At 74.1% G+C, this 26,157-nt stretch carries 25 protein-coding genes; 14 read left to right on the plus strand and 11 right to left on the minus strand.

The window, feature by feature from the left end:
• Positions 1-80 precede the first annotated feature (80 nt).
• From B5Y66_RS20150 to B5Y66_RS20185, 8 genes are all read left to right on the plus strand, one after another.
• Complete coding sequence (locus tag B5Y66_RS20150) at positions 81-2,084, plus strand: heparinase II/III domain-containing protein (protein WP_079576419.1); 2,004 nt, start codon at positions 81-83, stop codon at positions 2,082-2,084.
• Positions 2,085-2,133: 49 nt separating this feature from the next.
• Positions 2,134-3,126 (plus strand): hydroxyacid dehydrogenase, encoded by a 993-nt coding sequence (locus B5Y66_RS20155; RefSeq protein WP_079576420.1) that lies wholly within the window; start codon positions 2,134-2,136, stop codon positions 3,124-3,126.
• Positions 3,127-3,435: 309 nt separating this feature from the next.
• Positions 3,436-4,281: a carbohydrate ABC transporter permease gene (locus B5Y66_RS20160; protein WP_245807252.1), complete on the plus strand. Its 846-nt coding sequence runs from the start codon at positions 3,436-3,438 to the stop codon at positions 4,279-4,281.
• Complete coding sequence (locus tag B5Y66_RS20165) at positions 4,278-5,216, plus strand: carbohydrate ABC transporter permease (RefSeq protein ID WP_079576421.1); 939 nt, start codon at positions 4,278-4,280, stop codon at positions 5,214-5,216. The genes B5Y66_RS20160 and B5Y66_RS20165 overlap by 4 nt, the downstream gene beginning before the upstream one ends.
• Before the next feature lie 59 nt (positions 5,217-5,275).
• Positions 5,276-6,598 carry an extracellular solute-binding protein gene (locus B5Y66_RS20170; protein WP_079576422.1) on the plus strand — a complete coding sequence of 441 codons (1,323 nt, stop codon included), beginning with the start codon at positions 5,276-5,278 and terminating at the stop codon, positions 6,596-6,598.
• Positions 6,598-8,031 carry a BNR-4 repeat-containing protein gene (locus tag B5Y66_RS20175; protein WP_079576423.1) on the plus strand — a complete coding sequence of 478 codons (1,434 nt, stop codon included), beginning with the start codon at positions 6,598-6,600 and terminating at the stop codon, positions 8,029-8,031. The genes B5Y66_RS20170 and B5Y66_RS20175 overlap by 1 nt, the downstream gene beginning before the upstream one ends.
• Before the next feature lie 67 nt (positions 8,032-8,098).
• Complete coding sequence (locus tag B5Y66_RS20180) at positions 8,099-10,390, plus strand: FAD-dependent oxidoreductase (RefSeq protein WP_079576424.1); 2,292 nt, start codon at positions 8,099-8,101, stop codon at positions 10,388-10,390.
• Between the two features lie 2 nt (positions 10,391-10,392).
• Complete coding sequence (locus B5Y66_RS20185) at positions 10,393-11,316, plus strand: LacI family DNA-binding transcriptional regulator (RefSeq protein WP_245807253.1); 924 nt, start codon at positions 10,393-10,395, stop codon at positions 11,314-11,316.
• Between the two features lie 23 nt (positions 11,317-11,339).
• On the opposite strand, the gene B5Y66_RS20190 is transcribed toward B5Y66_RS20185, so the two are convergent.
• A complete protein-coding gene (locus tag B5Y66_RS20190) occupies positions 11,340-12,131 on the minus strand; it encodes a DeoR/GlpR family DNA-binding transcription regulator (protein WP_079576665.1) in 792 nt (263 codons plus the stop codon).
• Positions 12,132-12,224: 93 nt separating this feature from the next.
• On the opposite strand from B5Y66_RS20190, the gene B5Y66_RS20195 reads away from it, so the two are divergent.
• On the plus strand, positions 12,225-13,256 hold the full coding sequence (locus B5Y66_RS20195; protein ID WP_079576425.1) for an acetylxylan esterase: 1,032 nt from the start codon (positions 12,225-12,227) through the stop codon (positions 13,254-13,256).
• A gap of 74 nt (positions 13,257-13,330) precedes the next feature.
• Here B5Y66_RS20195 and B5Y66_RS20200 read toward each other — a convergent pair whose 3' ends face one another.
• The 5 genes from B5Y66_RS20200 to B5Y66_RS20220 all read right to left on the minus strand — a co-directional run bounded on the left by B5Y66_RS20200 (position 13,331) and on the right by B5Y66_RS20220 (position 16,905).
• On the minus strand, positions 13,331-13,774 hold the full coding sequence (locus tag B5Y66_RS20200) for an SRPBCC family protein (RefSeq protein ID WP_079576426.1): 444 nt from the start codon (positions 13,772-13,774) through the stop codon (positions 13,331-13,333).
• A gap of 5 nt (positions 13,775-13,779) precedes the next feature.
• Complete coding sequence (locus B5Y66_RS20205) at positions 13,780-14,148, minus strand: ArsR/SmtB family transcription factor (protein ID WP_079576427.1); 369 nt, start codon at positions 14,146-14,148, stop codon at positions 13,780-13,782.
• Positions 14,145-14,603, minus strand: a complete 459-nt coding sequence (locus tag B5Y66_RS20210; RefSeq protein ID WP_079576428.1) for an SRPBCC family protein — start codon at positions 14,601-14,603, stop codon at positions 14,145-14,147. Before B5Y66_RS20210 ends, B5Y66_RS20205 begins: the two co-directional genes overlap by 4 nt.
• Positions 14,604-14,689: 86 nt before the next feature.
• A complete protein-coding gene (locus B5Y66_RS20215; RefSeq protein ID WP_079576429.1) occupies positions 14,690-15,907 on the minus strand; it encodes a pyridoxal phosphate-dependent aminotransferase in 1,218 nt (405 codons plus the stop codon).
• Between the two features lie 104 nt (positions 15,908-16,011).
• On the minus strand, positions 16,012-16,905 hold the full coding sequence (locus B5Y66_RS20220) for a helix-turn-helix transcriptional regulator (RefSeq protein WP_079576430.1): 894 nt from the start codon (positions 16,903-16,905) through the stop codon (positions 16,012-16,014).
• Positions 16,906-17,016: 111 nt separating this feature from the next.
• Here B5Y66_RS20220 and B5Y66_RS20225 point away from each other — a divergent pair, with 111 nt between their 5' ends.
• The 3 genes from B5Y66_RS20225 (at position 17,017) to B5Y66_RS20235 (ending at position 20,505) form a co-directional block, all read left to right on the plus strand.
• Positions 17,017-18,483, plus strand: a complete 1,467-nt coding sequence (locus tag B5Y66_RS20225) for an MFS transporter (protein ID WP_079576431.1) — start codon at positions 17,017-17,019, stop codon at positions 18,481-18,483.
• An 85-nt stretch (positions 18,484-18,568) separates the two neighbouring features.
• The gene (locus B5Y66_RS20230; protein ID WP_079576432.1) at positions 18,569-19,249 is read left to right on the plus strand and encodes an SDR family oxidoreductase; all 681 of its coding nucleotides are present in this window, start codon (positions 18,569-18,571) and stop codon (positions 19,247-19,249) included.
• A 50-nt stretch (positions 19,250-19,299) separates the two neighbouring features.
• Positions 19,300-20,505, plus strand: a complete 1,206-nt coding sequence (locus tag B5Y66_RS20235) for a Fic family protein (protein WP_079576433.1) — start codon at positions 19,300-19,302, stop codon at positions 20,503-20,505.
• On the opposite strand, the gene B5Y66_RS20240 is transcribed toward B5Y66_RS20235, so the two are convergent.
• From B5Y66_RS20240 to B5Y66_RS20250, 3 genes are read right to left on the minus strand one after another with little or no spacing between them, the layout of a single operon-like run.
• On the minus strand, positions 20,495-21,103 hold the full coding sequence (locus B5Y66_RS20240) for a class I SAM-dependent methyltransferase (RefSeq protein ID WP_245807254.1): 609 nt from the start codon (positions 21,101-21,103) through the stop codon (positions 20,495-20,497). The two genes, B5Y66_RS20235 and B5Y66_RS20240, sit on opposite strands and share 11 nt — an antisense overlap.
• A 4-nt stretch (positions 21,104-21,107) precedes the next feature.
• Positions 21,108-21,473, minus strand: a complete 366-nt coding sequence (locus B5Y66_RS20245) for a cupin domain-containing protein (protein WP_079576434.1) — start codon at positions 21,471-21,473, stop codon at positions 21,108-21,110.
• A 9-nt stretch (positions 21,474-21,482) separates the two neighbouring features.
• Positions 21,483-22,103, minus strand: a complete 621-nt coding sequence (locus B5Y66_RS20250; RefSeq protein WP_079576435.1) for a TetR/AcrR family transcriptional regulator — start codon at positions 22,101-22,103, stop codon at positions 21,483-21,485.
• A gap of 68 nt (positions 22,104-22,171) precedes the next feature.
• Between B5Y66_RS20250 and B5Y66_RS20255 the strand changes: the two genes are divergently transcribed.
• Entirely contained in the window at positions 22,172-22,603 is a 432-nt protein-coding gene (locus tag B5Y66_RS20255; protein WP_079576436.1) for a DUF952 domain-containing protein, read from the plus strand.
• Here the strand turns inward: B5Y66_RS20255 and B5Y66_RS20260 are convergent.
• Both B5Y66_RS20260 and B5Y66_RS20265 read right to left on the minus strand, forming a co-directional pair.
• Positions 22,584-23,510: a transketolase family protein gene (locus tag B5Y66_RS20260; RefSeq protein WP_079576437.1), complete on the minus strand. Its 927-nt coding sequence runs from the start codon at positions 23,508-23,510 to the stop codon at positions 22,584-22,586. The two genes, B5Y66_RS20255 and B5Y66_RS20260, sit on opposite strands and share 20 nt — an antisense overlap.
• Complete coding sequence (locus tag B5Y66_RS20265) at positions 23,507-24,256, minus strand: thiamine pyrophosphate-dependent enzyme (RefSeq protein WP_079576438.1); 750 nt, start codon at positions 24,254-24,256, stop codon at positions 23,507-23,509. The genes B5Y66_RS20260 and B5Y66_RS20265 overlap by 4 nt, the downstream gene beginning before the upstream one ends.
• Before the next feature lie 151 nt (positions 24,257-24,407).
• Between B5Y66_RS20265 and B5Y66_RS20270 the strand changes: the two genes are divergently transcribed.
• Positions 24,408-26,147, plus strand: a complete 1,740-nt coding sequence (locus tag B5Y66_RS20270; RefSeq protein ID WP_079576439.1) for a pyruvate dehydrogenase — start codon at positions 24,408-24,410, stop codon at positions 26,145-26,147.
• The last annotated feature ends 10 nt before the right edge of the window (positions 26,148-26,157 follow it).

The following is a 26,157-nucleotide window of genomic DNA, read 5'->3' on the forward strand; positions in this document are numbered from 1 at the left end:
GCGCCTGACGCCGGATCACTTCTGACCGTTTGGCCGCCGTGCGATCCCCGTGGGCGCCGTCGTGCGGCAGGGTCGCCCTCATGCCACACCCGTCGACGACGACGTCCACCCCCGCCAGCGCGTCCCTGCGCGAGGCGCTCGACCGCGCCGGGGCGCCCGCCCCGCGGGCGCTGTCGGCCCGCGCGGCGGACCCGGGCGCGCCGTCGGCCGGCTGGTTCGACCCCGCGCGCGTCCCCGCCGGGCTGCTCGCCGACCTGCGCGCCGAGGCGGACGCCGCGCGCAGCGCGCCGTGGCCCGCGCCGACCACCGCGGCGTGGCGCGCCTTCCAGGAGTCCGGTGACCGGCAGGCGTACGAGCGCCCGTACTTCGCGCGCCGCCGTCTGCTCACGGCGATCGCGCTGGGCCTCGCGGCCGACGACGACCCCGGTCGCGACGACGGCCTCGCCGCCCGCGTGGCCTCGGTCCTCGACGAGCCCACGTGGTGCGTGCCCGCGCACGACTCCGGACCCCCGCTGGGGGTGCGCGAGCTGCCCGACCCGGCCGCCCCCGTCCTCGACCTCTTCCAGGCGCAGACCGGCGCCACCCTCACCGCCCTCCTGCGCCTGCTGCCGCGGTGGGCCTCCGCCCACCCCGACCTCGCGAGCCGGGTGCGCGCCGGGATCCGCACACGCGTGCTGGACCCGTTCCGCACCGAGGCCCGGTCGTACCGCTGGTTCGCGCTGCCCTCGAACTGGAACCCGTGGATCGTCTCGAACGTGCTGCTGTGCGCGGGCGCGGTGCTCACCGGCCCGGAGCCGTCCGACGCCGCGAGCCCGGACGACGACACCGACCTCGCCGCCGTCGTCGACCTCGCCGTCGAGAGCCTCGACGCGTACCTCGGAGGCGTGCCGCAGGACGGCGGCTGCGACGAGGGCGTCGCCTACTGGTGGCAGTCCGCGGCGCGCGCCTTCGAGGCGGTGGAGCTGCTCGCCGCGCTCGTGCCCGAGGCGGCCGACGACCTGCTGGCGCACCCGGTCCTCGCCGCGCTGGCGCGCTACCCGCGCGTCGTGCACCTCGGCGGTCCGTGGAGCGCGAACTTCGGCGACGGCGCCGCGCGGGCGCCGCGGCCCGGCTCCGGCCTCGTGCGCGACGCGTCGCCCGGCGGGCTGTTCGCGCGGTACGCGCGCCGCACGGGCCAGCCGGACCTCGAGCGCTTCGCCCGCCGGCGCCGCGGCGACGGGACGCCGCTGGAACGGCCCACCGACCTGGCTCGCGCCGTCGCGGTGCTCGGCGACGTCGCCTGGCTGGAGGCTCCCGACGCCCCCGGCGACGACCGCCCGCCCGTCGAGTACCTGCCCACCCTGGAGCTGCTCAGCGCGACCGCCCGGCCCGACGGCCACGAGGTGCGGCTCGTCGCGCGGGGCGGCCACGACGACGACCCGCACAACCACCTCGACGTCGGGTCCTTCGTGCTGGCGCTCGACGGCGAGCCCGTCGTGGTCGACGTGGGCGTCGGCACCTACACGAAGGACACCTTCAGCGACCGCCGCTACGAGACGTGGTGGACGACGTCGTCGTTCCACGCCGTGCCGCAGGTCGACGGCACCGAGCAGGGCGTCGGGCGCCGGTTCGCCGCGCGCACCGGCCTCGTCGCCCCCGACCCGGCGGACGCCGCCGGCCCCTCCCCGGCCACCGTCGCCGCGCTGCGCCTGGACCTGAGCGACGTCTACCCGGTACTGGCGGAGCTCGCCCCCGGCCGCGAGGGCTCGCTGGTGCGCGAGCTGCGGCTCGGGTCCGACGGCGCCCTCGACGTGACGGACGCCTGGGCGCTCGACGCGCCGCCCCGCGACGTGCGCACCCACCTCCTGCTCCGCACGGAGCCCGTGCGCTGCGCGGACGGGCGGCTCGAGCTGCGGGCGACCGCCGAGGGGCCCACCCTGCTGCTCGACGTCGCCGGCACCGCCGACGCCGCCTGGCACGCCGTCGAGCTCGACGACCCGCTGCTCGTCGCCGTGTGGGGCGACCGGCTGTGGCGCCTCGCGCTCGTGGCGTCCGGGCCCGCCGCCTCCGGCCGGATCCGCGCCCGTCTGACCCCGTCCCGCTGACCCCGAGCCACCGCCCCGACACACTGCCCCGACACAAGGAGCCCTCACGATGCCCCACCCCACCGCGCCCACGACGATCCTCACCGCCGTCGGCGACCCGTGGGCGCGGTCGGTCCTCGACCCCGCCGTCCGCGACCGGCTGGCCGCGCACGGCGTGGTGACCGACCTCGCCACCGCCGACGACGACGCCCTCGCCTCGGCGCGGGTGCTCGTCACCGGATGGGGCGCCCCCACCCTGGACGCGGCGCTCCTCGACCGGCTGCCGCGCATGGAGCTGGTCGCGCACGCGGCCGGCTCCGTGCAGGGCCTGGTGACGCCCGGGGTGTGGGCGCGCGGGATCCGCGTCACGTCGGCGGCGCACGCCAACGCGCGTGCCGTCGCGGACTTCACGGTCTCGATGGTGCACCTGGCGGTGAAGAACGTGCTGCGGCTCGGCCTCACGGCGGCCCGCACGCACACGGTGCCCGGGCGCGACGGCATCCGCGGCCTCGACGGCAGCGTGGTGGGCCTGGTCGGGTTCGGGCTCATCGCCCGCCTCGTGGCCGAGACCCTGCGCCCGCTGGACGTGCGGGTGCTCGCCCACGACCCGTACTACGACGCCGCCGAGGCCCGCCGGGCCGGCGTCGAGCTGGTCGGCCTGGCCGACGTGCTGACCGCGAGCGACGTCGTCTCCGTGCACGCCCCGCTCACGGACGGCACGCGCGGCATGCTCGGCGCCGCCGAGCTCGGGCGGCTCGCGCCGTCCGCCACCCTGGTCAACACCGCCCGTGGCGGGCTGCTCGACCACGACGCGCTCGCCCGGACGCTCGCGGCCCGGGACGACCTCTTCGCCGTCCTCGACGTCACCGACCCCGAGCCGCTGCCGGCCGGGCACCCGTTGCTCGCTCTCGACAACGTCTTCCTCACCCCGCACGTCGCCGGCTCGCTCGGCACCGAGGAGGCCCGCCTGGGCCGCGCCGCCGCCGAGGAGGTCGACCGCTGGGCGGCGGGCGAGCCGCTGCGCCACGAGACGCGCCCCGAACAGCTGCCGTTCACCGCCTGAGCGCCCACCGCCCAGGGAGGCCGCCGAGCTCGACGTCATGTCGGATCGGCGGCCTCTTGCATGTTCACTCGGCTGTACGTTTGTGTGACTTTATGTTCCATTGCGTCTTCAGTTGTTATCGCACCGAGACCGGAGGCGTTTGACCAGATCGGCCAGGATCGGCCAGAGTGTGTCGCGGACACCCGCTCATCACCCTCGTTGCCGAGGTTGACCCACAGGGACGTGGACATGTCGAGTTCACAAACTCACACTCTTCAGAACACAACATCACAAGCGCCGCCACGGCGGCTCAGCGACGGACAGTTCGCGGTGCTGCTGCTCCTGCCTGGTGTCGCGCTGCTCGCCGGCGTGGTGCTCTACCCGCTGATCGCCGCGCTCGTCACGGCATTCTTCGAGCAGAGCCTCGTGCTGCCCGGGCGCACGTTCGTCGGGCTGCAGAACATCGTCGAGGTCCTGCAGGGCGACTTCCTGCGGCTGCTGCGCCAGACGCTCGTCTTCACGCTCGGCACCACGATCCTGCCGTTCGTGGTCGGCTTCGCCCTCGCGCTGGCGCTGAACACGAAGATCCGCGGCGCCAAGGTGCTGCGCGGGCTCATGCTCATCCCCTGGCTCGTGCCCGGCGTCGTCGTGTCGTTCCTGTGGATGTGGATCTTCAACGCCAACTACGGCGTGATGAACGCGCTGCTGCAGACGCTCGGCCTCGTCGACGACCCGCAGGCCTGGCTCGCCCAGCCCGGCACCGCGATGGGCGCGGTGATCCTGGCGAAGACCTGGCAGTCGTTCCCCTGGATGATGGTCATGCTCCTGGCCGGCCTGCAGACCGTGCCGGTCGAGCTGCACGAGGCCGCCGAGATGGACGGCGCGGGCACGGTCCGGCGCTTCTTCGCCATCACCATGCCGCACCTCAAGGGCATCGTCGGCCTGGTGCTGCTGCTGGAGTTCATCTGGAACTTCCAGCACTTCGACATCATCTACGTCCTCACCGGCGGCGGCCCCGCGGGCGCCACCCAGACGTTCGCCACCGCCGTGTACGAGACGGCCTTCCAGGGCTACGACCTCGGCAAGGCCGGCGCGCTGGGCCTGCTGTGGATGGTGCTGCTCATGGCGCTCGTCGTCGTGTACGTCCGCTTCTCGGAGAAGGGAGAGGAGCGATGAGCGCGACGACCCAGCTCCCCGCCACGCCCACGCCGCCCTCCGCCTCGTCGCCGGCCGGCGGCGACGCGCCCCGGCCGCCCCAGCGGCTGCGCCGCGGCGCCCTGCGCTCCGAGCGTCCCGGCGTGCGGATCGCCGCCTGGGCCACGGTCGTCGTGTGCGGCGGCTTCGGCCTCCTGCCGGTGTACTGGCTGCTCGCCACGTCCCTGACGCCGCGCGACCAGGTGTTCAGCTACCCGCCGAAGTTCTTCCCGTCGGCGCCCACCCTGGACGCGTTCGCCGCGCTCGCCTCGAACGAGCAGCTGTTCGGCTACCTGCGCAACAGCGTCATCGTCTCGGTGCTCACCGCGGTGCTGTCGGTGCTCGTGTCCGCGTACATGGGGTACTCGTTCTCCAAGTTCCGCTACCGCGGCCGTCGGTCCCTGATGTACCTGGTGCTGGCGTCGCAGATGTTCCCGCAGGCCCTGCTGCTGGTGACGCTCTACAGCGTGTTCAGCGCCTACAACCTGCTCAACACGTACACCGCGCTGGTGCTGAGCTTCACCACGTTCACGCTGCCGCTGTGCGTGTGGATGCTCAAGGGCTTCTTCGACACGATCCCGGACGAGCTGATCGAGGCGGCCCGCGTCGACGGCGCCTCCCGCCTGCGGATCATCCACTCCATCGTGCTGCCGCTGGCCGCGCCCGGCCTCATCGCCGCCGGGCTGTTCGCCTTCGTCCGCGGCTGGAACGACTTCGTCTTCGCCCTCACCCTCGCCGGCCCGGAGAAGCAGACCCTGCCGCCCGGCCTGGTCAACACCTTCATCGGCGAGGCCTCGACGGCGTGGCCCGAGCTCATGGCGGCGTCGCTCGTCGTGTCGCTCCCGGTCGCGATCGCCTTCATCGCCCTGCAGAAGTACCTGGTCGGCGGCCTCACGGCCGGCGCCGTCAAGGGCTGACGCACTGCACGCTCCACCCCCTTCCCCACCCCGAACGACCCTCGATGCGGAGGATCCTCATGTCCACCACTCCCCTGATGCCCTCGGCCGTCTCCCGCCGGCGCATGCTCCAGCTGCTCGGCATCGGCGCCGGCACCGCCGCCCTCGCCGCCTGCGCGCCGTCGGCCCCCGGCTCGTCCACGGGCGCCGCCTCGGCCGCCGCGACCGGCGGCGCCAAGACCGACTTCGCGTTCTCCTCGTGGTCCTTCACGGAGGAGGCCGCGGCCCCGGCCCTCGAGGCGATCGTCAAGGCCTACCAGGACCAGGCCGGCGTCACCGTGAAGGACATCTCGTTCCCGTACAACGAGTACATCAACCAGCTCACCCTGCAGGTGAAGGGCGGCCAGTTCACCGGCGCCGCGCACGTGGACGTCGCGTGGCTCGGCTCGCTCGCCGCCATGGGCAAGCTGCAGGACCTGTCCGCGCTGACCGAGGGCCGCGGGTACACCGACGCCGCGCTCGCCGCCGCCCAGTTCGACGGCGTGCAGTACGGCCTGCCGTGGACGATCGGCGCGATCGGCCTCATCGGGAACTCGGACCTGCTGGAGAAGGTCGGCGTCGCCGGCGACGCCTTCCCGACCACGATCGACGAGTTCGAGAAGACGCTCAAGGACCTCAAGGGGCTCGGCGGCGGGCTCATCCCCTACGCCGCGTCCACCAAGGCCGCGCAGCTCAAGGACGCCCTCATCTGGATGGAGACGTTCGGCAGCCCGCTCGTCGACGGCGACACCGTCACCATCGGCGACGACGCGTCGGTCGAGGCCGTCACCTGGTACAAGTCGCTGTACGACCAGAAGCTCATCGCCGCCGACGTCGACCGCTTCGACGCCCGCTCGCTGTTCGCGCAGGGCCGCGCCGCCGTCTACGACGACGCCCCCGTCGGCCGGGGCGCGGTCACCGAGGAGTCACCGGACAAGGACCTCGGCAGCAAGCTCGTCCCCGTCTCCCGCCCGGTGCTGAAGGCGGGCGACAGCCCGCGCGCCCTCGTGTGGGGCGGCGCCCTCGCCGTCGTGGACGGCGAGGGCGCCGAGACCGCGGCCGACTTCGCGCAGTTCGCGACGTCCGACCTCGACACCGTGCTGGCCGACTACGAGGTGCGCGGCCTGCCGCCCGTGACCACCGAGGCCCAGCAGTCCGAGGTCGTGGCCTCCGACACCTTCGGGACCCAGTTCAACGAGCGCATCACCGCGACCTCGACGAGCAACCCGTTCTGGGCGTTCACCGCGTACTCGCAGATCGAGACCGTCGTCGCCGAGCAGGTGCAGGCCGTGCTCGTCGGCAAGACGGACGCGAAGACCGCCATGCAGAAGGCCGGCGAGGCCGCCCAGAAGCTGGTCGGCTGATGGCCCGCCGGACCGCCCGCGGGCTCGTCCTCGCCTCGACGGCGCTCGCCCTGCTCGCCGGCACGTCCCTCGCCGCGTCGGCGGCCGTGCCGGCCACGCCCGCGAAGCACACGGAGAGCGTCGAACAGCTCCCGTTCCCCGTGGACCCGTCCAACAACGCCGGCTGGTGGACGCCGCTCGACGTGGTCGACGGCGTCACCTACATGGCGTTCGACGCTCCCGCCGCCGAGACGTCGCGGCACGAGGTGCACCTCGCCGCGAAGGGCCCCGACGGCGGGTGGACGGCCGGCTGTCTGCGCGCCGACGACGGGACCTGCGCGACCTTCCTCGACGACAGCGGCCACGACCAGCCGTCGATCGTCGTGGACGGCGACGGCACCATCCACGCGTTCGTGTCGATGCACCACGTGCCGTGGCAGTACTACCGGTCCGCCACCCCCGGCGACATCACGTCCCTCGTGGAGGCGAGCACCGACCTGCCCGACCAGGGCGTGCCCATGACCTACCCGGTCACGGCGCGCGGCGCCGACGGCGACGCGTACGTCATGGTGCGTGGCGGGCGCGACGGCGCGACCGTGCGCGACGGCCGCCTGTACCGGTACGACACGGCCACGGACGCCTGGTCGCGTGTCGCGGTCTTCGCGTCCGGGGTCGGGTACTCGGTCTACCCGGACGACCTGGAGGTCGGCACGGACGGCCGGCTGCACGTGCTGTGGGAGTGGCACCGCTGGGCGGCCGGCCCGTACCGGCACCTCGGCTCGTACGCCGTGTACGACCCGGCGGCCGGCACGTGGCAGGACGCCGCGGGTGCCCCGCTCACGACCCCGATCTCCCCGACGGCGGGCGGCGCCGTGGTGTACCAGCCGTTCCGCCCCGGCGAGACGATGCAGTCCGACGCCCCGACGGTGCAGACCGCGAAGCTCGCCGTGCACGGGGACACGCTCGCGGGCGTGGTCTACCGGTACGCGGAGGCGAAGGCCGACGGCACCCCCGACCGGTTCGACGTGCGGTTCGCCCGCTTCGACGGCTCCGCGTGGCAGCGCGAGACGGTGATCGACGCCGACTCCCTGGGCGACGGCATCGACACCGTCGCCGCGCTGGACGCGACGTCCGCGGCCGGCGTCACCCGCGCCTACGCCGTCGTGCAGGGCACCGTCGGCGGCACGCTGCGCACCCAGGTGGTGCGTGCCGAGCGCGGCCTGACCGGCGGCACCTGGCGGTTCGCCGGCCTCGGCGACGTGCAGGTGGGCCAGCAGCGCCTCGCCGCCCGCACGCTGCGCACCGGCGCGTCCGCAGGGACCGACGTGCTCTACCTGAGCGCCGCCCAGTCGGGGCCGACGTCGGGCACGTTGTTCCACGCCCGGGTGCCGCGCACCGGGGCGCCGATCGCGGGCAGCCCGCTCGCCGACGTCGTCGCCGGCCTGCGCGGCTGAGCCGCGCCGCACACCCACCCCGCATCACCAGAACCACCTGAACCACCGGATCGAGGACTGAGAGATCATGCGCACGCAGACCGTCGAGGCGGACGTCGTCGTCGTCGGAGGGGGGCTCGCCGGCGTCAGCGCGGCGGTCGCCGCCGCACGGCTGGGCCGCCAGGTGGTGCTGGTCAACAACCGGCCCGTGCTCGGGGGCAACTCCTCGTCCGAGGTGCGGGTGTGGGTGTGCGGCGCCACCGCGCACGGCAACCAGCGCTGGGCCCGCGAGACCGGGATCGTCGGCGAGATGTACGTCGAGAACCAGTACCGCAACCCCGAGGGCAACCCGGTCTACTGGGACGACGTCGTGCTCGACACCGTGCGCCGCGAGGAGAACCTGCGGCTGTTCCTCAACACGGACGTGCGCGAGGTGGTCGCGACCGGCCCGGAGGACGCGCGCCGCATCGAGTCCGTCACGGGCTGGACGATGGGCTCGGAGATCCTCACGACGTTCACCGCCCCGGTCTTCCTCGACTGCACGGGCGACGGCCTGGTCGGCGCCTTGGCCGGCGCGCGCTACCGGCTCGGCAAGGAGTCGCAGGCCGAGTTCGGCGAGGAGTGGGCGCCGCCGGAGCCGGTGCGCGAGTTCCTCGGCTCCACGCTGCTCTTCTACACCAAGGACCTCGGCCACCCGGTGAAGTACGTGGCGCCGGAGACCGCGATCGACATCACCACCACGCCCATCCCCATGAACCGCGTCATCCGCAGCGGCGACTCGGGCGCCCACTACTGGTGGATCGAGTGGGGCGGCGAGCTCGACATCGTCGACGACAACGAGCGCATCCGCGACGAGCTGCGCGGCGTCATCCTCGGCATCTGGGACTACATCAAGAACTCGGGCAGGTTCGACGCCGACAACCTCACGCTCGAGTGGATCGGCAACGTGCCCGGCAAGCGCGAGTACCGCCGGCTCGTCGGCGACTACACGCTGCACCAGGGCGACGTCGTCGACCAGACGGTGTTCGACGACGGCGTCGCGTTCGGCGGCTGGTCCATCGACCTGCACCCCGCCCAGGGCATGTACGCCGAGGGCGCGGGCGCGCTGCAGCGGTTCTCCGAGGGCGTCTTCGAGATCCCCTACCGCTCCCTGTACTCGGTGAACGTGGAGAACATGCTGTTCGCCGGACGCGACGTCTCCGCGACGCACATCGCGTTCGGCGCCGCGCGCGTCATGGCGACGTGCGGCGCGATGGGGCAGGCCGCCGGCACCGCGGCGGCGCTGTGCGTCGAGCACGGCACCACCCCGCGGGGGATCTACACCGACCACCTCGACGAGCTGCGCCAGACGCTGCTGCGCTGGGACGCGCCCGCCGTCGGCATCGCCAACGCGGACCCGCGCGACCTCGCCCGCCGCGCCCGCGTCACGGCCTCCAGCACGACGACGCGGATCGCCGCGCCCGTCGCGGAGCCGGCGGACGGCGACCCTTACGACTTCGACGTCTACGACCTCGACGTCGACCTCGGCATCGTGCTGCCCGTCGACCCGCGCCTCGACACCGTCGAGCTGCTCGTCTCCGCCCGCCGGGACACCACGCTGGCGGTCGAGGTGTACTCCACCGGCAAGCCGCAGAACGTCGTGCCTGCCCACCTCGAGGCCAAGACCGACGTGGTCGTGGCCGCGGGCGACGAGCGCTGGGTCACCGCCCACGTGGCGTTCGCGCCGGACACGCCGCAGAACGCCGTCGTCGTGCTGCGCGCCAACCCCGACGTCGCGGTCCGCCTCACCTCCCCGCTGCCCGCGGGCGTGCTCACGCTGGTGCACCGCGTCGACAACGACGACCAGAACGTGCAGATCAGCTCCGAGGAGCTGCTGGTGCAGTGGCCCACCAAGCCGCTGCGAGGCCGCTCCGTCGTGTTCCGCGCCGGCCCGGACACCCGCGCCCTCGCGCCCGAGCGCGCCACGAGCGGGTTCCACCGCAACCACGGCGGCCCGCACCTGTGGGCGTCGTCCCCGATGGTGGCCGGCCGCGACGAGTGGCTGCACCTCGACTGGGACGAGCCCGTCACCGGGCGCGAGGTGCGCGTCGTGTTCGACGACGACCTCGACGTCGAGCTCAACACGCTGCACCACCACCGCACGCCCGACGAGATCATGCCGACGCTCGTCCGGGACTACCGGGTCGAGGTGCTGCCCGCCGGGGCCGTCCCCGCCGAGGACCGGTGGGTGACCGTCGCGGACGAGACCGACAACCGGTGGCGCCTGCGCACCCACCCGCTCCCCGCCGACGTCGGCCCGCTGCGCGCCGCGCGCCTCGTCGTCGGCGCCACGAACGGCGCAGCGCAGGCCCGCGTGGTCGCGCTGCGCGTACAGGAGTGACCGTGCCGCACGCAGGACTCACCCGCACGGCGCGCGGCGCCGCCACCCGCGCCCGGGCTACGCTGACCGCCGTGCACAGGAAGGAGCGCACCGGCATCGTGGCGCTCGCCGTGCCGGACCTCGAGGAGCCGTACTTCGCCGAGCTCACGGCGCTGCTCGTGCGGCGCGCGGACGAGCGCGGGCTGTCCATCCTCATCCAGCAGACCGCGGGCGACCACGAGCGCGAGGTCGACGTCGCCAACGGCATCGGGCTGCCCCCGACCGACGGCCTCATCCACATCCCGCGCGCGCTCTCCGTCGCGGACCTGACGCGGCGCACCTCCCCCGGCCCGCTGGTGCTGCTCGGGGAGCACATCCTCGTCAGCCCGTTCACGCACGTGACGATCGACAACCGGGCCGCGTCGTACGCCGCCACGGAGCACCTGGCGTCGGTCGGGTGCCGCCGGGTGGCGTTCGTCGGGCCCCGCGACGCCCGGCCGTCGGACGCCGCCGACCGCCGGTACGCCGGCTACCGCGAGGCCGTGGCCGCGCTCGGGATCGCGGACGACCCGGCGCTCGTCGCGCAGGTCGAGTCCTTCACACCGGCCGAGGGGCAGCGGGCAGTCCGCGACCTCCTGGCGCGTGGCGTGGAGCTCGACGGCATCGTCTGCTCCAACGACTCCGTCGCGTTCGGGGCGCTGCCCGCCCTGCACGACACCGGTCGCCGCGTCCCCGAGGACGTCGCCGTCGTCGGCATCGACGACGTGCGCGGGGCCCGGTTCACCACGCCGTCGCTGACGTCCGTCTCCCCCGACAAGGAGGCGCTCGTCGAGCGCGCGCTGGGTGAGCTGGAGCGGCAGATCGCCACGCCGCCCGGCGCCAACCTGCCGGTGCAGCACGTGGTCGTGGACGCGCGTGTCGTGCCGCGGGCCAGCACCGCCCGCTGACGGGTGGCGACCTCCCGCCGCGGTCAGGCGACCGGCACGACCCACAGCTCGCCGACGTGCGCCTCGAGCAGCTCACGGGCGTCGGCGTCCAGGCCGTCGTCCGTCACGAGCCGCTCCACCTCGTGCAGGTCGACGATCGTCGTGAGCCCGACGACGCCCCACTTGGTGTGGTCGGCGAGCACGACGGCGTCCTGGCCCGCGGCCAGCAGCGCGCGGTCCGTCTCGGCCTCGAGCAGGTTCGGCGTGGTGAGCCCCGCGTGCAGGTCGACGCCGTGCACGCCGAGGAACGCGACGTCGAGGTGCAGGTGCTCCAGCGACCGCACCGCGACGGGGCCCACGAGCGCGTCGGACGGCGTCCGCACGCCGCCGGTGAGCACCACGGACTGCGTGTACGGCTCGTCGGAGCGGTCGGGGCGGCGGAACACCTCCGCGACCGGCAGCGAGTTGGTCACCACCGTGAGGTCCGGGACGGCGCGCAGCTCCTGCGCGAGCACCCACGCCGTCGTGCCGCCGGACAGCCCGACGGCCATGCCGGGCTCCACCAGCTGCGCGGCGCGGCGGGCGATGGCCAGCTTGGCCTCGACCTGCTGCTGCGCCCGCGACGCGAACCCGCGCTCCTGCGTGCCCCCGGCATCGCCGCGCGTGGTGGCGCCGCCGCGCACCCGGTCGAGCTCGCCCGCGTCCGCGAGCGCCTCGATGTCCCGGCGCACGGTCATGCCGCTGACGCCCAGCTCCTCGGCCAGCTCGGTGACGCTCGCGGCGCCCCGACGACGTACCTCGGCCACGATCCGCGACCTGCGCTCTGAGACCAGCACCCGCACCCCTTTCGACCCGCGGCACAGTCTGTCACGCAGCGTGCCGCCCGCCCCGTCCCGCCCCGGACCGCGCCCCACCGCGATGGAGGTCCCGTGACCCTGCCCGCCCCCTACGACGCCTGGTTCCCCGACAGCCCGATCGACGGCACGTACGGGTACGACCGCGACGGCCTGCTGGCCGTGCCGCCCGCCGCCGAGCCGGACGGCTTCGCCGACCTGTGGCGGTCGTGGCACGCCGCCGCGCGCGGGCTGCCGGCCGACGTCGCCACGGAGCCTCTGGGCCGTCAGGGCGCGCACGAGGTGTCGGTCGTGACGTTCACCGCCGACGGCGGCCTGCGCCTGCGCGCGTGGCTGGCTCTGCCGGTGGACGGGGCCGTCCGCGTGGGGATCGTGCACGGGCACGGGTACGGCGGCCGGGAGTCACCGTCGTTCGACCGGGTGCCGCGCGACGCGGCCGTGATCTTCCCGGTGGCGCGCGGCCTCGGCACGCTCAACGCCGGCGTCGGTGCGCCGGAGCTGAGCACCGAGCACGTGCTGGCGGGCATCGAGGATGTGGAGACGTCCGTGCTGGGCCGCTGCGCCGTCGACCTGTGGCATGCCGCCACGGCGCTACAGGAGGTGCTCGCCGGGGTCGCGGGGGTGCCCGCCGGCCTGCCGCTGTACTACGTGGGCACCAGCTTCGGCGGCGGGGTCGGTGCGCTGGCCGTGCCGTGGGACGACCGGTTCGTGGGCGCCACGCTGGAGGTGCCGAGCTTCGGCCAGTACGACGAGCGCCTCGCCGTGCCGTGCACCGGCAGCGGCGAGGCGCAGCGCCGGTACGTCGCCGAGCACCCGGAGGCCCGCGCCGTCCTCGCCCTCACGGACGCCTCCGTCGCGGCGACGTACCTGCGGGTGCCCACCCGCGTGGAGTGCGCCCTGTGGGACGCGCACGTGCCGCCGCCGGGCCAGTTCGGCGTCGCGGCCGGAGTCCGCGTCGCCGAGCGCGCCGGGACCGGGGCCGGGCTCGAGCTGGCCGTGCACTCCGCCGGGCACGCGGAGTACCCCGGCCAGGCGCGCGAGATGGCGGCGGCGTTCGCGGCCACGCGCGCGCACGTCGCGCGCGCCGTGGCCCCCGCGTCGCGGTAGTGCCTCCCGTCGTCCGGTCGTGCACGGCGGGCACGACCGGACGACGGGAGGCACTACCGCGACGAGAGGATCCCTCAGTTCCAGTCGTCGATCTTCACGTCACGGGGCGACGGCGCCCCCGCGCCGTCCTCGACCAGGGCCTTGAGGCTCTGGAGGAACGTGGCCCACTTGGTGCTGCAGTGGTGCATGAACTCGACCGGCTCGCGCCAACCGCGGTGCGCGAACAGCACGATCGTCCAGTCGCCGTCCTGGCGCAGGTCCCACTCGATCGTCGTGCCTACCCACTCGTCCGGGCCACCGACGACCCGCCACACCACGCGCTCGCGCGGGCGCAGCTCCTCGACCTCCATCACGAAGCCGCCGTCAGGGAAGCGGAACTCGACCTTCCCCCCGGGGCCGGCGTCGCCCGACGTCTTCTCCGTCCACCAACCGGCGAGGCCTTCGACCGTCGTCAGCGCGTCGTACATCTTCTGGGGCGTCGGGGTCGTGACCCCGATCCTGTGCAGGATGTCCACCATGGTGATCAGCTCCTCGTCGAGTCGGTCTTCTGGGTGTTCTCGATCGCCTCGGCGATCGACTTGATGCGCTGCAGGCGGCGATCCCAGGTGCGGCCGACGGCGGCCAGCTGGTCCGCGGCGCGCTCGAGCTGGGCGGCGTCGACCTCGCAGCGCTTCTCCCGTCCCGCCGTCGTCGACCGGACCAGTCCGGCACGGTCGAGCACGTCCAGGTGCTTCGCCACGGCCTGCCGGGTGACCGGCAGCTGCCGGCTCAGCGACGACGCGGTGCCGCCGCCGTCCGCCAGCAGAAGGTCGACGATGCGGCGGCGGGTCGGGTCGCCGATCGCCGACCAGAGGTCGTCGTCCACGGACGACGCCGGTGCCGGAGCCGTCATGACCGCACCCCGAGGCTCTCCGCGTACGGCGCCAGCCGCGGCAGGTAGAAGGCCCAGCCGTCCACGTGCTCCTGGTACCGCTGCTCCAGCACCGCGATCTCCCAGCCCTGCTCGCGGAAGCCGGTCTCGGTCAGGCGCAGCAGCGTCCCGTCGCCCGACGGCACGAGCTCGAAGGTGACGAGGAGCGAGTTGCCCGGCGCGGCCTCCTCGCCGGCCGGGTGCGTCCAGCGGAACGAGAACGTGCGCGGCGGCAGCGACTCGACGACCGTGAGCTGCTCGACCGATCGGTCGGCACCTTCGCCGAAGACGATCTCCCCCGTGCCTCCCGGCTCCGGGGAGTACCGGGCGTCGTCCGGCCACCACTGCTTGACGTGGTCCGGGCTGCTCACCACGTCGAAGACGACCTCCGGCGTCGCCTCGACGTAGATCTCGCGTTCGATGCTTCCGAGCTCCATGACCCCTCCTGCAACTAGTGGTTGCACATCACGGTAGCCCGCGGGCCCATGATGTGCAACCACTGGTTGCAGGAGATCGAATCGCGCTACCGGCGGCGTGTGGCCAGGAACTCCCCGATGCGGCCGATGGCCTCGGTGAGGACCTCCTCGTCAGGCAGCGTGACGAGGCGGAAGTGGTCGGGCTCGAACCAGTTGAAGCCGGTGCCGTGGGTGACCAGGATCTTCTTGGCCCGCAGCAGGTCGATGACGAACTGCTCGTCGTCGTCGATCGGGTACATCTCGGGGTCGAGCCGCGGGAAGCAGTAGAGCGCGCCGCGCGGCCGCACGGAGGTGACGCCGGGGATCTCGTTGAGCAGCTTGTCGGCCAGCATCGCCTGGTCGTAGAACCGGCCGCCCGGCACGATCAGCTCGTCGATCGACTGGTAGCCGCCCAGCGCGGTCTGGATGGCGTGCTGCGCGGGCACGTTGGCGCACATGCGCATGTTGGCCAGCAGGGTGAGGCCCTCGAGGAACTCGGCCGCGTTCTCCTTCGGGCCCGACACCATGACCCACCCGGCGCGGTAGCCGCACACGCGGTACGCCTTGGACAGGCCGCTGAACGTCAGGCACAGCACGTCGTCGCCCGCGGCCGCGGCGGCGTGGTGGTGGGTGGCGCCGTCGAACAGGATCTTCTCGTAGATCTCGTCGGTGAGGACGACGAGGTCGTGGCGGCGCGCGATGTCGACCATCGCCTCCACCATCTCCTTGCTGTACACCGCGCCGGTGGGGTTGTTCGGGTTGATGATCACCATGGCGTGCGTGTTCTCGGTGATCTTCGACTCGAGGTCCTCGAGGTCCGGCATCCAGCCGTTCTCCTCGTCGCACCGGTAGTGCACGGCGGTGCCGCCGCACAGCGTCACCGCGCCCGTCCACAGCGGGTAGTCCGGGGCGGGGACGAGGATCTCGTTCCCCTCGTCGACGAACGCCTGCAGCACCATCGAGATGAGCTCGGAGACGCCGTTGCCGATGAACACGTCGTCCACCGTCGTGTCGCGCAGCCCACGCGACTGGTAGTACTGCGCCACCGCGGTGCGCGCCTCGTAGATGCCGCGCGAGTCGCTGTACCCCTGCGCCTCCGGCAGGTGGTGCACGACGTCGGCCTGGATGGCCGCCGGTGCCTCGAAGCCGAACGGCGCCGTGTTGCCGATGTTCAGCTTGAGGATGCGGTGGCCCTCGGCCTCGAGGCGCTGGGCCTCGACGAGGATGGGGCCGCGGACGTCGTAGCGGACGCCGCGGAGCTTGCGGCTCTGGTGGATGGTACGCACGGGAACCATCATCCCCCCGCGGCCCGGGTGCCGACACGGCCATTCCGCGACGAGCGGCCCCCTGGTCCCTGAGCACGGTCACGACCGCGGCGCGACGTCGCAGGTCAGCGGGCGGCGGCCGGGCCCGCGGCGGCGTCGACCTGCGACGTCACGGCCGGCGCGGCCCCCACCAGCGCGTCCAGCCGCTCCAGCCGCTGCGCCGTGGCGTCGTCGGCCGGGGTCATGACGATGATCCGGTCCCCGCGGGCGCGGTCCAGCCACAGGCTCTGGAAGTGCACGTCGAGCTGCCCCGCGCGCGCCGAGCGGTAGTGCCGCAGCTGGGTGCTGTCCCCGGCGACGTCGTACGACTCCCAGTGCCGCACGAAGTCCGCCGACGACGCCCGCAGCCGCGCCAGCAGGGCGGACCACCGCGGGTCGTCGCGGTGCTCGGGCTCCCGGGCCCGCAACCGGGCGGCGATGTTGTGCAGCACCCCGTCCTCGGCGTCGCCGAGCGACTCACGCCACCGCGGCTCGGTGAACATCAGCCAGGCGCAGTTGCGGTCCTCGGGCGGGCGGGCGTCGAGGTCGTCGAACAGGTATCGGTATGCCCGGTTGGCGGCGAGCAGGTCGTAGCAGTCGGTCTGCACCGCCGCCGGGTACGGGAGCAGCCCCGCCAGCACGGCCAGCTGTTCCGGGCGCACCCCGGGCGCCGGGCCGGGCGCGACGGTGTGCTCACGGCCGGCGAGCACCATGAGGTGGTGGCGCTCGGCGTCGTCGAGCCCGAGCACGCGGGCCACCGCGTCGAGCACCTGGTCGGAGACGTTGCGGGCCCGCCCCTGCTCGAGCCACGTGTACCAGGTGACCCCGACCCCGGCGAGCTGCGCCACCTCCTCGCGGCGCAGCCCCGGGGTGCGGCGACGGCCGCCGGGCGAGAGGCCGACGTCGCCCGGCGTCACCCGGCCGCGACGCTCGCGCAGGAAGGCGCCGAGGGCGGCGCGGTCGGGCGTGGTGGCGGTCATCGCCCCAGTCTCGCGCCTTGTCGCCCTGGGCGGGGCGCCCAGCCAGGTGGTGCTGGTACCACGATCGGCAGGCTCCTGGTACCAGGATGAGCGACGGCGCACCGTCGTGGCATGACCACCTCCACGACCACCGCCGCGCAGGCGACCGGGGCCGCCGCGGCTCCGACGACCGCGCGCGCCGCGAGGCCGGGCGTCCTCACCGGCCTCGGCCTCGCCGTCCTGCTCGTCGCCTACCTGCCCGTCAACATGACCTTCGGGTCGGTGAACCTGCTCGCCCCGGCGATCACGACCGACCTCGGCGTGGCGATGTCGGGCGGCCAGCTCGTGCTGTCCGCGTACACGACGACGTTCGCCGCCACGCTCGTGGTCGCGGGCCGCCTGGGCGACCGCTACGGCCGACGGCGCCTGCTCGCCGCCGGGCTCGCGGCGTTCGCCGCCCTGTCGGTGCTGGCCGCGTTCGCGCCGAGCCTGCCCGTGCTCGTCGCGCTGCGCGCCGGGCTCGGCATCGCCGCCGGCCTGTTCACCCCGCAGGTGCTCTCGACCATCCAGGCGACGGCGCCCGAGCGACTGCGCGCCCTGGGCGTCACGCTCTTCACCGCGGTGAGCGGCGTCGCGACCATCGCCGGGCAGATCCTCGCGGGGGCCGTGGCCGGGCTCGCCGGGGAGCACCTCGGCTGGCGGGCGGTGCAGGCGGCGACCGGCGTGATCGCCGTCGCGGCGCTGCTGGCGCTGCGGACGGTGCCGGAGTCACGCTCCTCGGCGCCGCTGGCGCTCGACCTGCGAGGCGCGGCGCTCCTCGGCTCGGGCCTGCTGCTGCTCGTGGTGCCGCTGACCCTCGGCGCGTCGGCCGGCTGGCCGGCCCCGCTGCTCGGCATGCTCGCCGCGGCCGGCGTCGTGCTCGCCCTGTTCGCCCGGTCGCAGCGGGCGGCGGAGCGCCGCGGCGACCTGCCCGTCGTGCCGCCGAGCGTGCTGCGCACCCCGGCCGTGCGGCTCGGGCTGGTCATGACGCTGCTGTTCTTCACCGGGTACGGGGCGTTCCTGTACGAGTTCTCGGCGCTGGCGCAGGGCGCGCTCGGCGTCGACGCCGGGGGCACCGTCGTGCTGCTGCTCGGCTTCGGCGGAGGCTTCGTCGCCACCGCCCTCCTCCTGCCGGTGATCGAGCGGCGCACCGGCCGGTGGACGATGACGGGCGCCGCCATCGCGCAGGCGGCGGTGCTCGGCGCGCTGGCGCTGGTCGTCGGCAGCGGGCACGGCGGGGCGACGGCGGCCCTGCAGCCGCTGCTCGTCGCGCTCGGCTCCGCCCAGGCGCTCATGTACGGGCCCGTGCTCCGCACGGTCCTGTCCCGCACCCCCACCTGGGCCGCCGGCGTCGCGGGCGGGCTGTTCACCACGCTGCAGCAGCTCGGCCTCGGCCTCGGGGTGGCCCTGCTCGGCGGGCTGTTCCAGACCGTCGCCGCCGCGGCCCCGGCGGGCGCGACGGCGGGGCTGCCCCGCGGGTTCGCCGTCGCCGCCGTCGTCCAGGCAGGGCTCGCGCTCGTGTTCGCCGCGCTCGCCGCGCGCATCGCGCGAGACCGCTGACGGCGGAGGCTCGATGCGGCCCCGGTGGCAATCCGCGACCTGGTGCGCGACGGTGGAATCCCACGCTCGATGCTCGGAGGTCGCCATGAAGGTCGTCGTCATCGGCGCGCTCGGCAAGGTCGCGCGCCAGCTTGTCCCGCTGCTGGTCGACGGCGGCACCGGGCCCGCGGTGGACGTGGTCGGCGCGGTGCGCAAGCCCGAGCAGGTCGACCGCGTCGCCGACCTCGGGGCCGACCCCGTGCTGCTGGACGTCGAGCACGCGAGCACCGACGAGATCGCCGCCGCGCTGGCCGGCGCGGACGCGGTGGTCTGGTCCGCCGGAGCCGGCGGCGGCAGCCCGGAGCGCACGTACGCCGTCGACCGCGACGCGGCGATCCGCTCCATGGACGCCGCCGCGAGCGCCGGCGTCCGCCGGTACGTCATGGTGTCGTGGGTGGGCTCGACGCCGGAGCACGGCGTCCCGGAGACGGCAGGCTTCTTCGCCTACGCGGACGCCAAGCTGGCCGCCGACGACCACCTGCGCACCACGGACCTCGACTGGACGATCCTCGGCCCCGGCACCCTGACGGACGAGCCGCCGACCGGGCGCATCGCCGTCCTGCCCGAGACCGGTGCCGTGCCCGCCGGGACGGACACGAGCGTGCCGCGCGCCGACGTCGCGCAGGTGGTCGCCGCGACCTTGCGCGAGCCCGCGACCGTGGGGCGCTTCGTCCGGTTCTCGTCCGGGGGCACGCCGATCCCGGCGGCGTTGAGAAACCTGGACTAGAGCGCGAGCCTTCATCAAGGTTTCGCGGAAACCTTGATTAGCATGACTCCATGGTCAAGGTTCCCGCCTTCGAGTACGTCGACGAGTACTGGGTCGCCGACACGGACGGGATGGTGAGCCGGTCCGCGCGAGCGGCAGCATCCGGGCCCTACCGGTCGACCGTCCCGCCGACGATCGCCGACTGGGTACCGAACATCCCCGCCGACCTGTCCGCGGACATCGAGGAGGCCTCCGCCGCCCTCGGTCGTTTCGACGAGTACGCCGCCAAGATCCTCGGGACGACGAGTCCGACCCTGGGCCCCATGAGCTCCATTCTCCTGCGCACGGAGTCCGCGTCGTCGTCCCAGATCGAGGACCTCACCGTCGGTCCCAGGCAGCTGGCCCTCGCCGAGATCGAGCAGTCGACGTCGACGAACGCCCGCACCGTCGTCGCAAACGTCCGCGCCATGGAGGCCGCGCTCGCGCTCGCCGACCGGCTCGACGCCGACGCGATCCTGGACATGCACCGCGCACTGCTGTCAGGCCAGCGCGGCTTGGAGGACCACACGGGGCGCTGGCGCCAACAGCTCGTGTGGATCGGGACGAGTGCGATCAGCCCTCGCGGCGCCTCGCATGTCGCCCCCCAGGCGCCGCTCGTGCCGCCCGCAATGGAGGACCTGGTGGCGTTCGTCCGGCGCGACGACCTCCCTGTGCTCTTCCAAGCCGCAGCTGCGCACGCCCACTTCGAGACCGTCCATCCGTTCGTCGACGGCAACGGCCGCACGGGTCGGGCCATGGTCCACTCGATCCTGCGCGCGAAGGGCATCGTCACCGCCACCACGGCGCCGGTCTCGGCCGGCCTGCTCAAGCAGACCGAACGCTACTTCGCGGCGCTGACTGCCTATCGTGACGGCGACGCCCGGCCGATCGTCGAGGGCTTCGCGGACGCCGCAAGGTTCGCCGCGTCGTCGGGCTCCCGGCTCGTCGACGACCTCGCCGCGCAGGTCGACGCGGCCCGTGCCCAGCTGCGCGGCCTCCGGCGGCAGGCCGTGGCGTGGCGGGTGGTGCCGCACCTGGTATCCCATCCTGTCGTGAACGCCCGCTTCCTCTCCGACCACCTGGGCATGAAGGGGCAGACGGCGCAGAACGCCCTCGCCCAGCTCACCGAGGCCGGGGTCCTGATCGAGCGGACCGGGTTGCGGCGCAACCGCGTGTGGGAGCACACCGGAATCCTGACGGTGCTCGATCAGTACGCCCAGAGCCTTCTCAGGCGCTGAGTCCCGCCCGACGCCGCGCGCTGATCGCGCCGTGCGGGCGGACGCCGGGGTCGGTGCGCTCGGCCGTCTCCACGACGTCGAACCCCGCCCGCTCGACCCGGGCGGCCAGCGCGTCGACGGGCCAGAACCAGGCGGTCGCGACGGCGTGGTCGAACGGCTCGACGCGCGGGCCGCGGCAGAAGCCGAGCAGCAGGCCGCCGCCCGGCGCGACGGCGCGGGCGAGCTCGGCGAGCACGTCGTCCACACCCTCGGGCGGTGTGTGGATGAGCGAGTACCAGGCCAGCACGCCGCCGAGGCCGCCGTCGGGCACGCCGACGTCGTCCAGCGCGGCGCGGCGGAACGGGACGCCGGGGTACGCCGCCCGGGCACGGGACAGGAACGGCTCCGCGAGGTCGATACCCTCCGCGTCGAGGCCCTGCCGGGCGAGGAAGTCCGTCCAGTGGCCCGGCCCGCAGCCGGCGTCGACGACGCGGCCGGTGAGCCCGGCGGCCCAGCGCAGGACGAGGTCCCGGTCGTCGTCGTGCACCGCGTCCATGGAGCCGAACAGCGCGGTGTATTCCTCGGCGCGCGCCGCGTAGGCCGCGCTCGCGTCGCCCACGCGCTCAGTCCAGCTCGCGCAGCGGCGCGGTCCGCTCCCCGCCGGCGTCGCCGGTGTTGACGGTCACGGTCGGCTCGACGAGGAGCGCGTGCACCTCGCCGTCCGCGCGCGGGCAGTGCTCGACCCCCTTCGGCACGACGAAGACGTCGTGGGGACCGAGGACGACGTCACGGTCGCGGAGCTGGATCGTGAGCCGTCCGCTGAGCACGAGGAACAGCTCGTCGGTGTCGTCGTGCGTGTGCCAGACGAACTCGCCGTCGAGCTTGACCACCTTCACGGCGTAGTCGTTGACCCTCGCCAGCAGGTGGGGCTGCCAGGGCTCGGGGATGCCTTCCAGGGCGGTCAGGATGTTGCGCACGTCGCTGCTCACCCGGTCACCCTAGGCCGGTGGGGCGGCGGCCCGTCCGAGGACGGTCCGGATCGAGCGCCGGGCGTGCGCCCGCGCCAGCGCGGCGGACGGCGCCGCCTCGAGACCGAGCAGCCGGCGCCGGTGCGGCTCGCCGAGCAGCAGCGTGTACAGCTCCTCGGCGCGCTCCGGGACCGCGTCGAGGTCCGGGTGCTCGGCGGCGAGCAGCGTCGCGAGGACGGCGACGGAGCGCGCGGGGCCGCGCTCGTAGAAGTCGGCGGCGAGCTGCGGGAGCTGGCGCGACTCCGCGATGACCAGGCGGTGCAGCGTCACGGCGTCGTCGCCGTGCAGCGTGCGCACGATGCGGGTGGCGACCCCCTCGAGGTCGGCCCCGGCGTGGAGCCCCTCCTGCTCGTGCCGGTGCAGGCGCTCCACGGCGGCGAGGAAGAGGCCGGGCTTGTCCGTGAAGTGGCTGTAGATCGTGCGCTTGGTCGCGCCGGCCGCCGCCGCGACCCCCTCGATCGTCGTGCCCGCGAACCCGTGCTCGGCGAGCTGCGTGATGGCGGCGTCCAGGATCGCCGCCCGTCGCGCCTCGACCTCGTCCCGGCGGGGGCGCCCGCGGCGCGCACCGGGTCGGCCCGTCGTCGTGTCCATGCTCTAATGATACGTCAGCGTTTCATTACTGCTCGTCGAGCACGCGCCCGACGACACGAGGAGGACCGATGACGGGACGACGGCTGCTGCACGTGGCCTTCAGCGACGACTGGGAGGCCTGCGGGCGGTTCGGGGAGTACGACGTCGCGACGCGCCGCACCCTGGTCGACGACGCGGGCCACGTCCACGCGACCACCGCGAGCGGCCTCCCGGCCGTGCTGCGCGGCGCGTACGACGACGCCACCGAGGCGCTGGTGCTCGTCGTCGTCGACGAGGACGCCCTGGCCGCCCAGGGGATCCCGGTGCGCTGGGAGCCGGACGCTGCGGGGACGCCCTCCCCGCGCATCGGCGGAGCCTTGCCGATGGACCGCGACACGGTGGTCGCCGTCCTGGAGGTCGGGCACGGCCCCGAGGGGTGGGCCGCGCCCGACCTCGCCGGGCTGGACGTGCGCGAGGCCGCGCCGCCCCTCAGCCCGCCGGTCAGCCCAGGAGGCTCGTGACCCGCCGCCGGACCCCCGCCGCGTCGAGGCCGTGCGCGGCGGCATGATCGCGCGGCGTGCCGTACCGCCGCAGCTCCGTCTCGCCGGGCACGCCGACGTGCAGCACGCGGCTGGGCCGGTCGACCAGCGCGGCCGCGACGGCCGCGGCGCTCGTGCCCTCCAGGTACGGCTCGACGACGGCGAGCACCGGGGCGGGGCCGGCCAGCGCGCGCAGCCCGTCGGCGTCGAGCGGGTGCGGGGTGGCGGTCCACGCGACGCGGACGGGCAGGTCCGCGGTGGCCTCCAGCACGGTGTCGAGCATCGGCCCGACGGCGAGGACGAGCGGCACGCCCGGCGCTCCCCCGCCGTCGCGCACCAGGTGCAGGCGCCCGTCGACCGGGCGCGGCCGGGAGTTGCGCTGTCCCGACAGGCGAACGTAGACGCGGCCGGTGCCCGCGGCCTCGCGGTGCAGGATCTCGGCGACCTCGTCGGCGTGGCCCGGCACGTGCACCGTCCACCCGGGCAGCGCGGAGATCAGCGCGACGTCCGCGGGCGACTGGTGGGTGCGGCCGCCGGCCGACACGTCGTACGACGCGCCCGCGCTGACCAGCACCGCGCCGACGTCCTGGTGCCCGAGGTCGAGCTTGACCTGCTCGTACGGCCGCTCCACCAGGAACGACGCGAACGTGTGCACGATCGGGCGGCGGCCGGCGAGGGCCAGCCCGCCGGCCACGCCGATCAGCGCCTGCTCCCGGATGCCGACGTCGATGACGCGGCCCGGGTGCCGCTCGATCGCGCGCGCCATGTACCCGGACCCGATGACGGCGAGCACGACGTCGACGTCCGGGTGCGCGTCGAGCAGCGGGTCGAGCTCCTCGTAGAAGCGGGTACGCAGGTCGAGCGCCGGCGCGGTGGCCAGGGTGGTCATGCCGCCTCCTTGCTGGTCGGGTCGGGGTTGCCGGTCGGGGCGGGCGTCGTGTCGACCACCACGACCGTGGGCCGGTCGGCCTCGGCGTGCCGCAGCGCGGCGGTCAGGCGCGGCTGGTCGTGGGTGCGGACCTCCGCGGCCGACCAGCCCTCGAGGGCGAACCGCGACGCGATGCCGCCCGGCCAGCCGAGGCTGTCGCTGTGGTTGTCGACGACCACGCACGTGAGGTTCGCGAGCCCGAACCTGCCGGCGACCTGGATCGCCTCGGCGTTGCTGCCCTCGTCCAGCTCGGCGTCGCCGACGAGCACCACGACCCGGGCGGGCGAGCGGCCACGCAGGCCCAGCGCGAGGCCCACGGCGAGCGGCAGCCCGTGGCCGAGCGAGCCGCTGCCGATCTCGATGCCCGGTACCAGCGTGCGGTCGGGGTGATGACCCAGCGGGGAGTCGAACGACGCGACGTCGTCCAGCCACGTCGTCGGGAAGAAGCCCTGCGCGGCCAGCACGGCGTAGGTCGACGCCGGGCCGTGGCCCTTGGACAGCAGGAAGCGGTCGCGGTCGGGGGCGTCGGGGCGGGCCGGGTCCACACGGAGCACCTGGTCGTACAGCGTCCACACGACGTCGAGCGTGGAGTGGGCGCTCGGGTCGTGCTTCTCGTCGCCGGTGACCCGGGCGACGAGGTCCCGGACACGCTGCGGGACGCTGCGCGAGGTCTCGACGGGCGGGGCCGTCGGTGAGGTCGTCGTCATCCCTCGATGCTGTGACCTCAACCACGGTTCAGGTCAACCCCTGCCGGAGAACGGCGGGGCGTGCGCCACCTCACGTGCCGACGTCCTGCGGAAACGCGACGTCGGAGGCAGGATCGAGACGGACCAGCCGCCGTCATCAGGAGGTCTCGTCATGGCCCGCACCGTCGCCGAACACCTTGTCGACCAGCTCGTCGCCGCCGGCGTGAAGCGCATCTACGGGATCGTCGGGGACTCCCTGAACCCCGTCGTCGACGCCGTGCGCCGCACCGAGGGCATCGACTGGGTGCACGTCCGGCACGAGGAGGCCGCGGCGTTCGCGGCCGCCGCCGACGCCGAGGTGACGGGCGAGCTCGCCGTCTGCGCCGGGTCGTGCGGGCCGGGCAACCTGCACCTCATCAACGGCCTCTACGACGCGAACCGGTCCGGGCTGCCGGTGCTCGCCATCGCGTCGCACATCCCGAGCGCCCAGATCGGCACGCAGTTCTTCCAGGAGACGCATCCCGACCGCATCTTCAACGAGGCGTCGGTGTTCTCGGAGCTCATCTCGTCGCCGGCCCAGCTGCCGCGCGTCACCCGGTCCGCGATCCAGCACGCGCTCGCCGCGCCCGGTGTCGCGGTGCTCACCCTGCCGGGCGACGTCGCCGACCAGCGCGTGCCCGACGACGACGCCCCGATCCTCGTGCCCGGCGCCTGCCCGGCGCGCGTCGTGCCGAACGACGCCGACGTCGAGGCGCTCGCCGAGGCGATCAACAAGGCGAAGAAGGTGACGCTGTTCGTCGGCGCCGGGGCGCGCGACGCCCGCGACGCCGTGCTCGAGCTCGCCGACCTGGCCGCCGCGCCCGTCGGCCACTCGCTGCGCGGCAAGGAGATCATCCAGTACGAGAACGCCCACGACGTCGGCATGTCCGGCCTGCTCGGCTACGGCTCGTGCCACGAGGCCATGCACTCGGCGGACCTGCTGGTCCTGGTGGGCACGGACTTCCCCTACGACTCGTTCCTGCCGGCCGACGTGCGCACGGCGCAGATCGACGTCGACGCCTCGCACCTGGGCCGGCGCACCCGGCTCGACCTGCCCGTGCACGGCGACGTCGGCGAGACGCTTCGCCTGCTCAACCCGCTGGTGAGGCGCAAGAAGGACCGCAAGTTCCTGCGCTCGATGGTCGACAAGCACGCCGGGATCATGACCAAGGTCGTGGGCGCGTACACCCGCAACGTGGAGAAGCACACGCCCATCCACCCCGAGTACGCGGCCGTGCAGCTCGACGAGACGGCGTCCGACGACGCCGTGTTCACCGTCGACACCGGCATGAACAACGTGTGGGCGGCCCGCTACCTCACCCCGAACGGGAAGCGGCGCGTCATCGGGTCGTTCATCCACGGCTCGATGGCGAACGCCCTGCCGCACGCCATCGGCGCCGCGTTCGCGCAGCCCGGCCGCCAGGTGGTGGCCCTCGCCGGCGACGGCGGCCTGTCCATGCTGCTCGGCGAGCTCATCACCGTGCGCACCTACGACCTGCCGGTGAAGATCGTCGTGTTCAACAACGCGACCCTCGGCATGGTGAAGCTCGAGATGCTGGTGGAGGGCCTGCCCTCCTACGGCACGGACTCGCCGCCGGTGGACTACCGGAACGTCGGGCTCGCCGTCGGCATCCCGTCCGTGCGGGTCGAGCGGCCGAAGGACCTGCGCCGCGCCCTCAAGGACGGCCTCGACCGTCCGGGCCCGGCGCTGATCGAGGTCGTCACCGACCCGAACGCGCTGTCCATCCCGCCGTCGATCTCCGCCGGTCAGATCCGCGGCTTCGCCACCGCCATGACCAAGGAGATCTTCGGCGGCGGGATGGGCGAGGTGATGTCCATGGCCCGCTCGAACCTGCGCAACCTGCCCCGCTAGCCCGTGCTCG

This window comes from Krasilnikoviella flava (assembly GCF_900167525.1).
Taxonomy (GTDB): Bacteria; Actinomycetota; Actinomycetes; order Actinomycetales; family Cellulomonadaceae; genus Isoptericola; species Isoptericola flavus.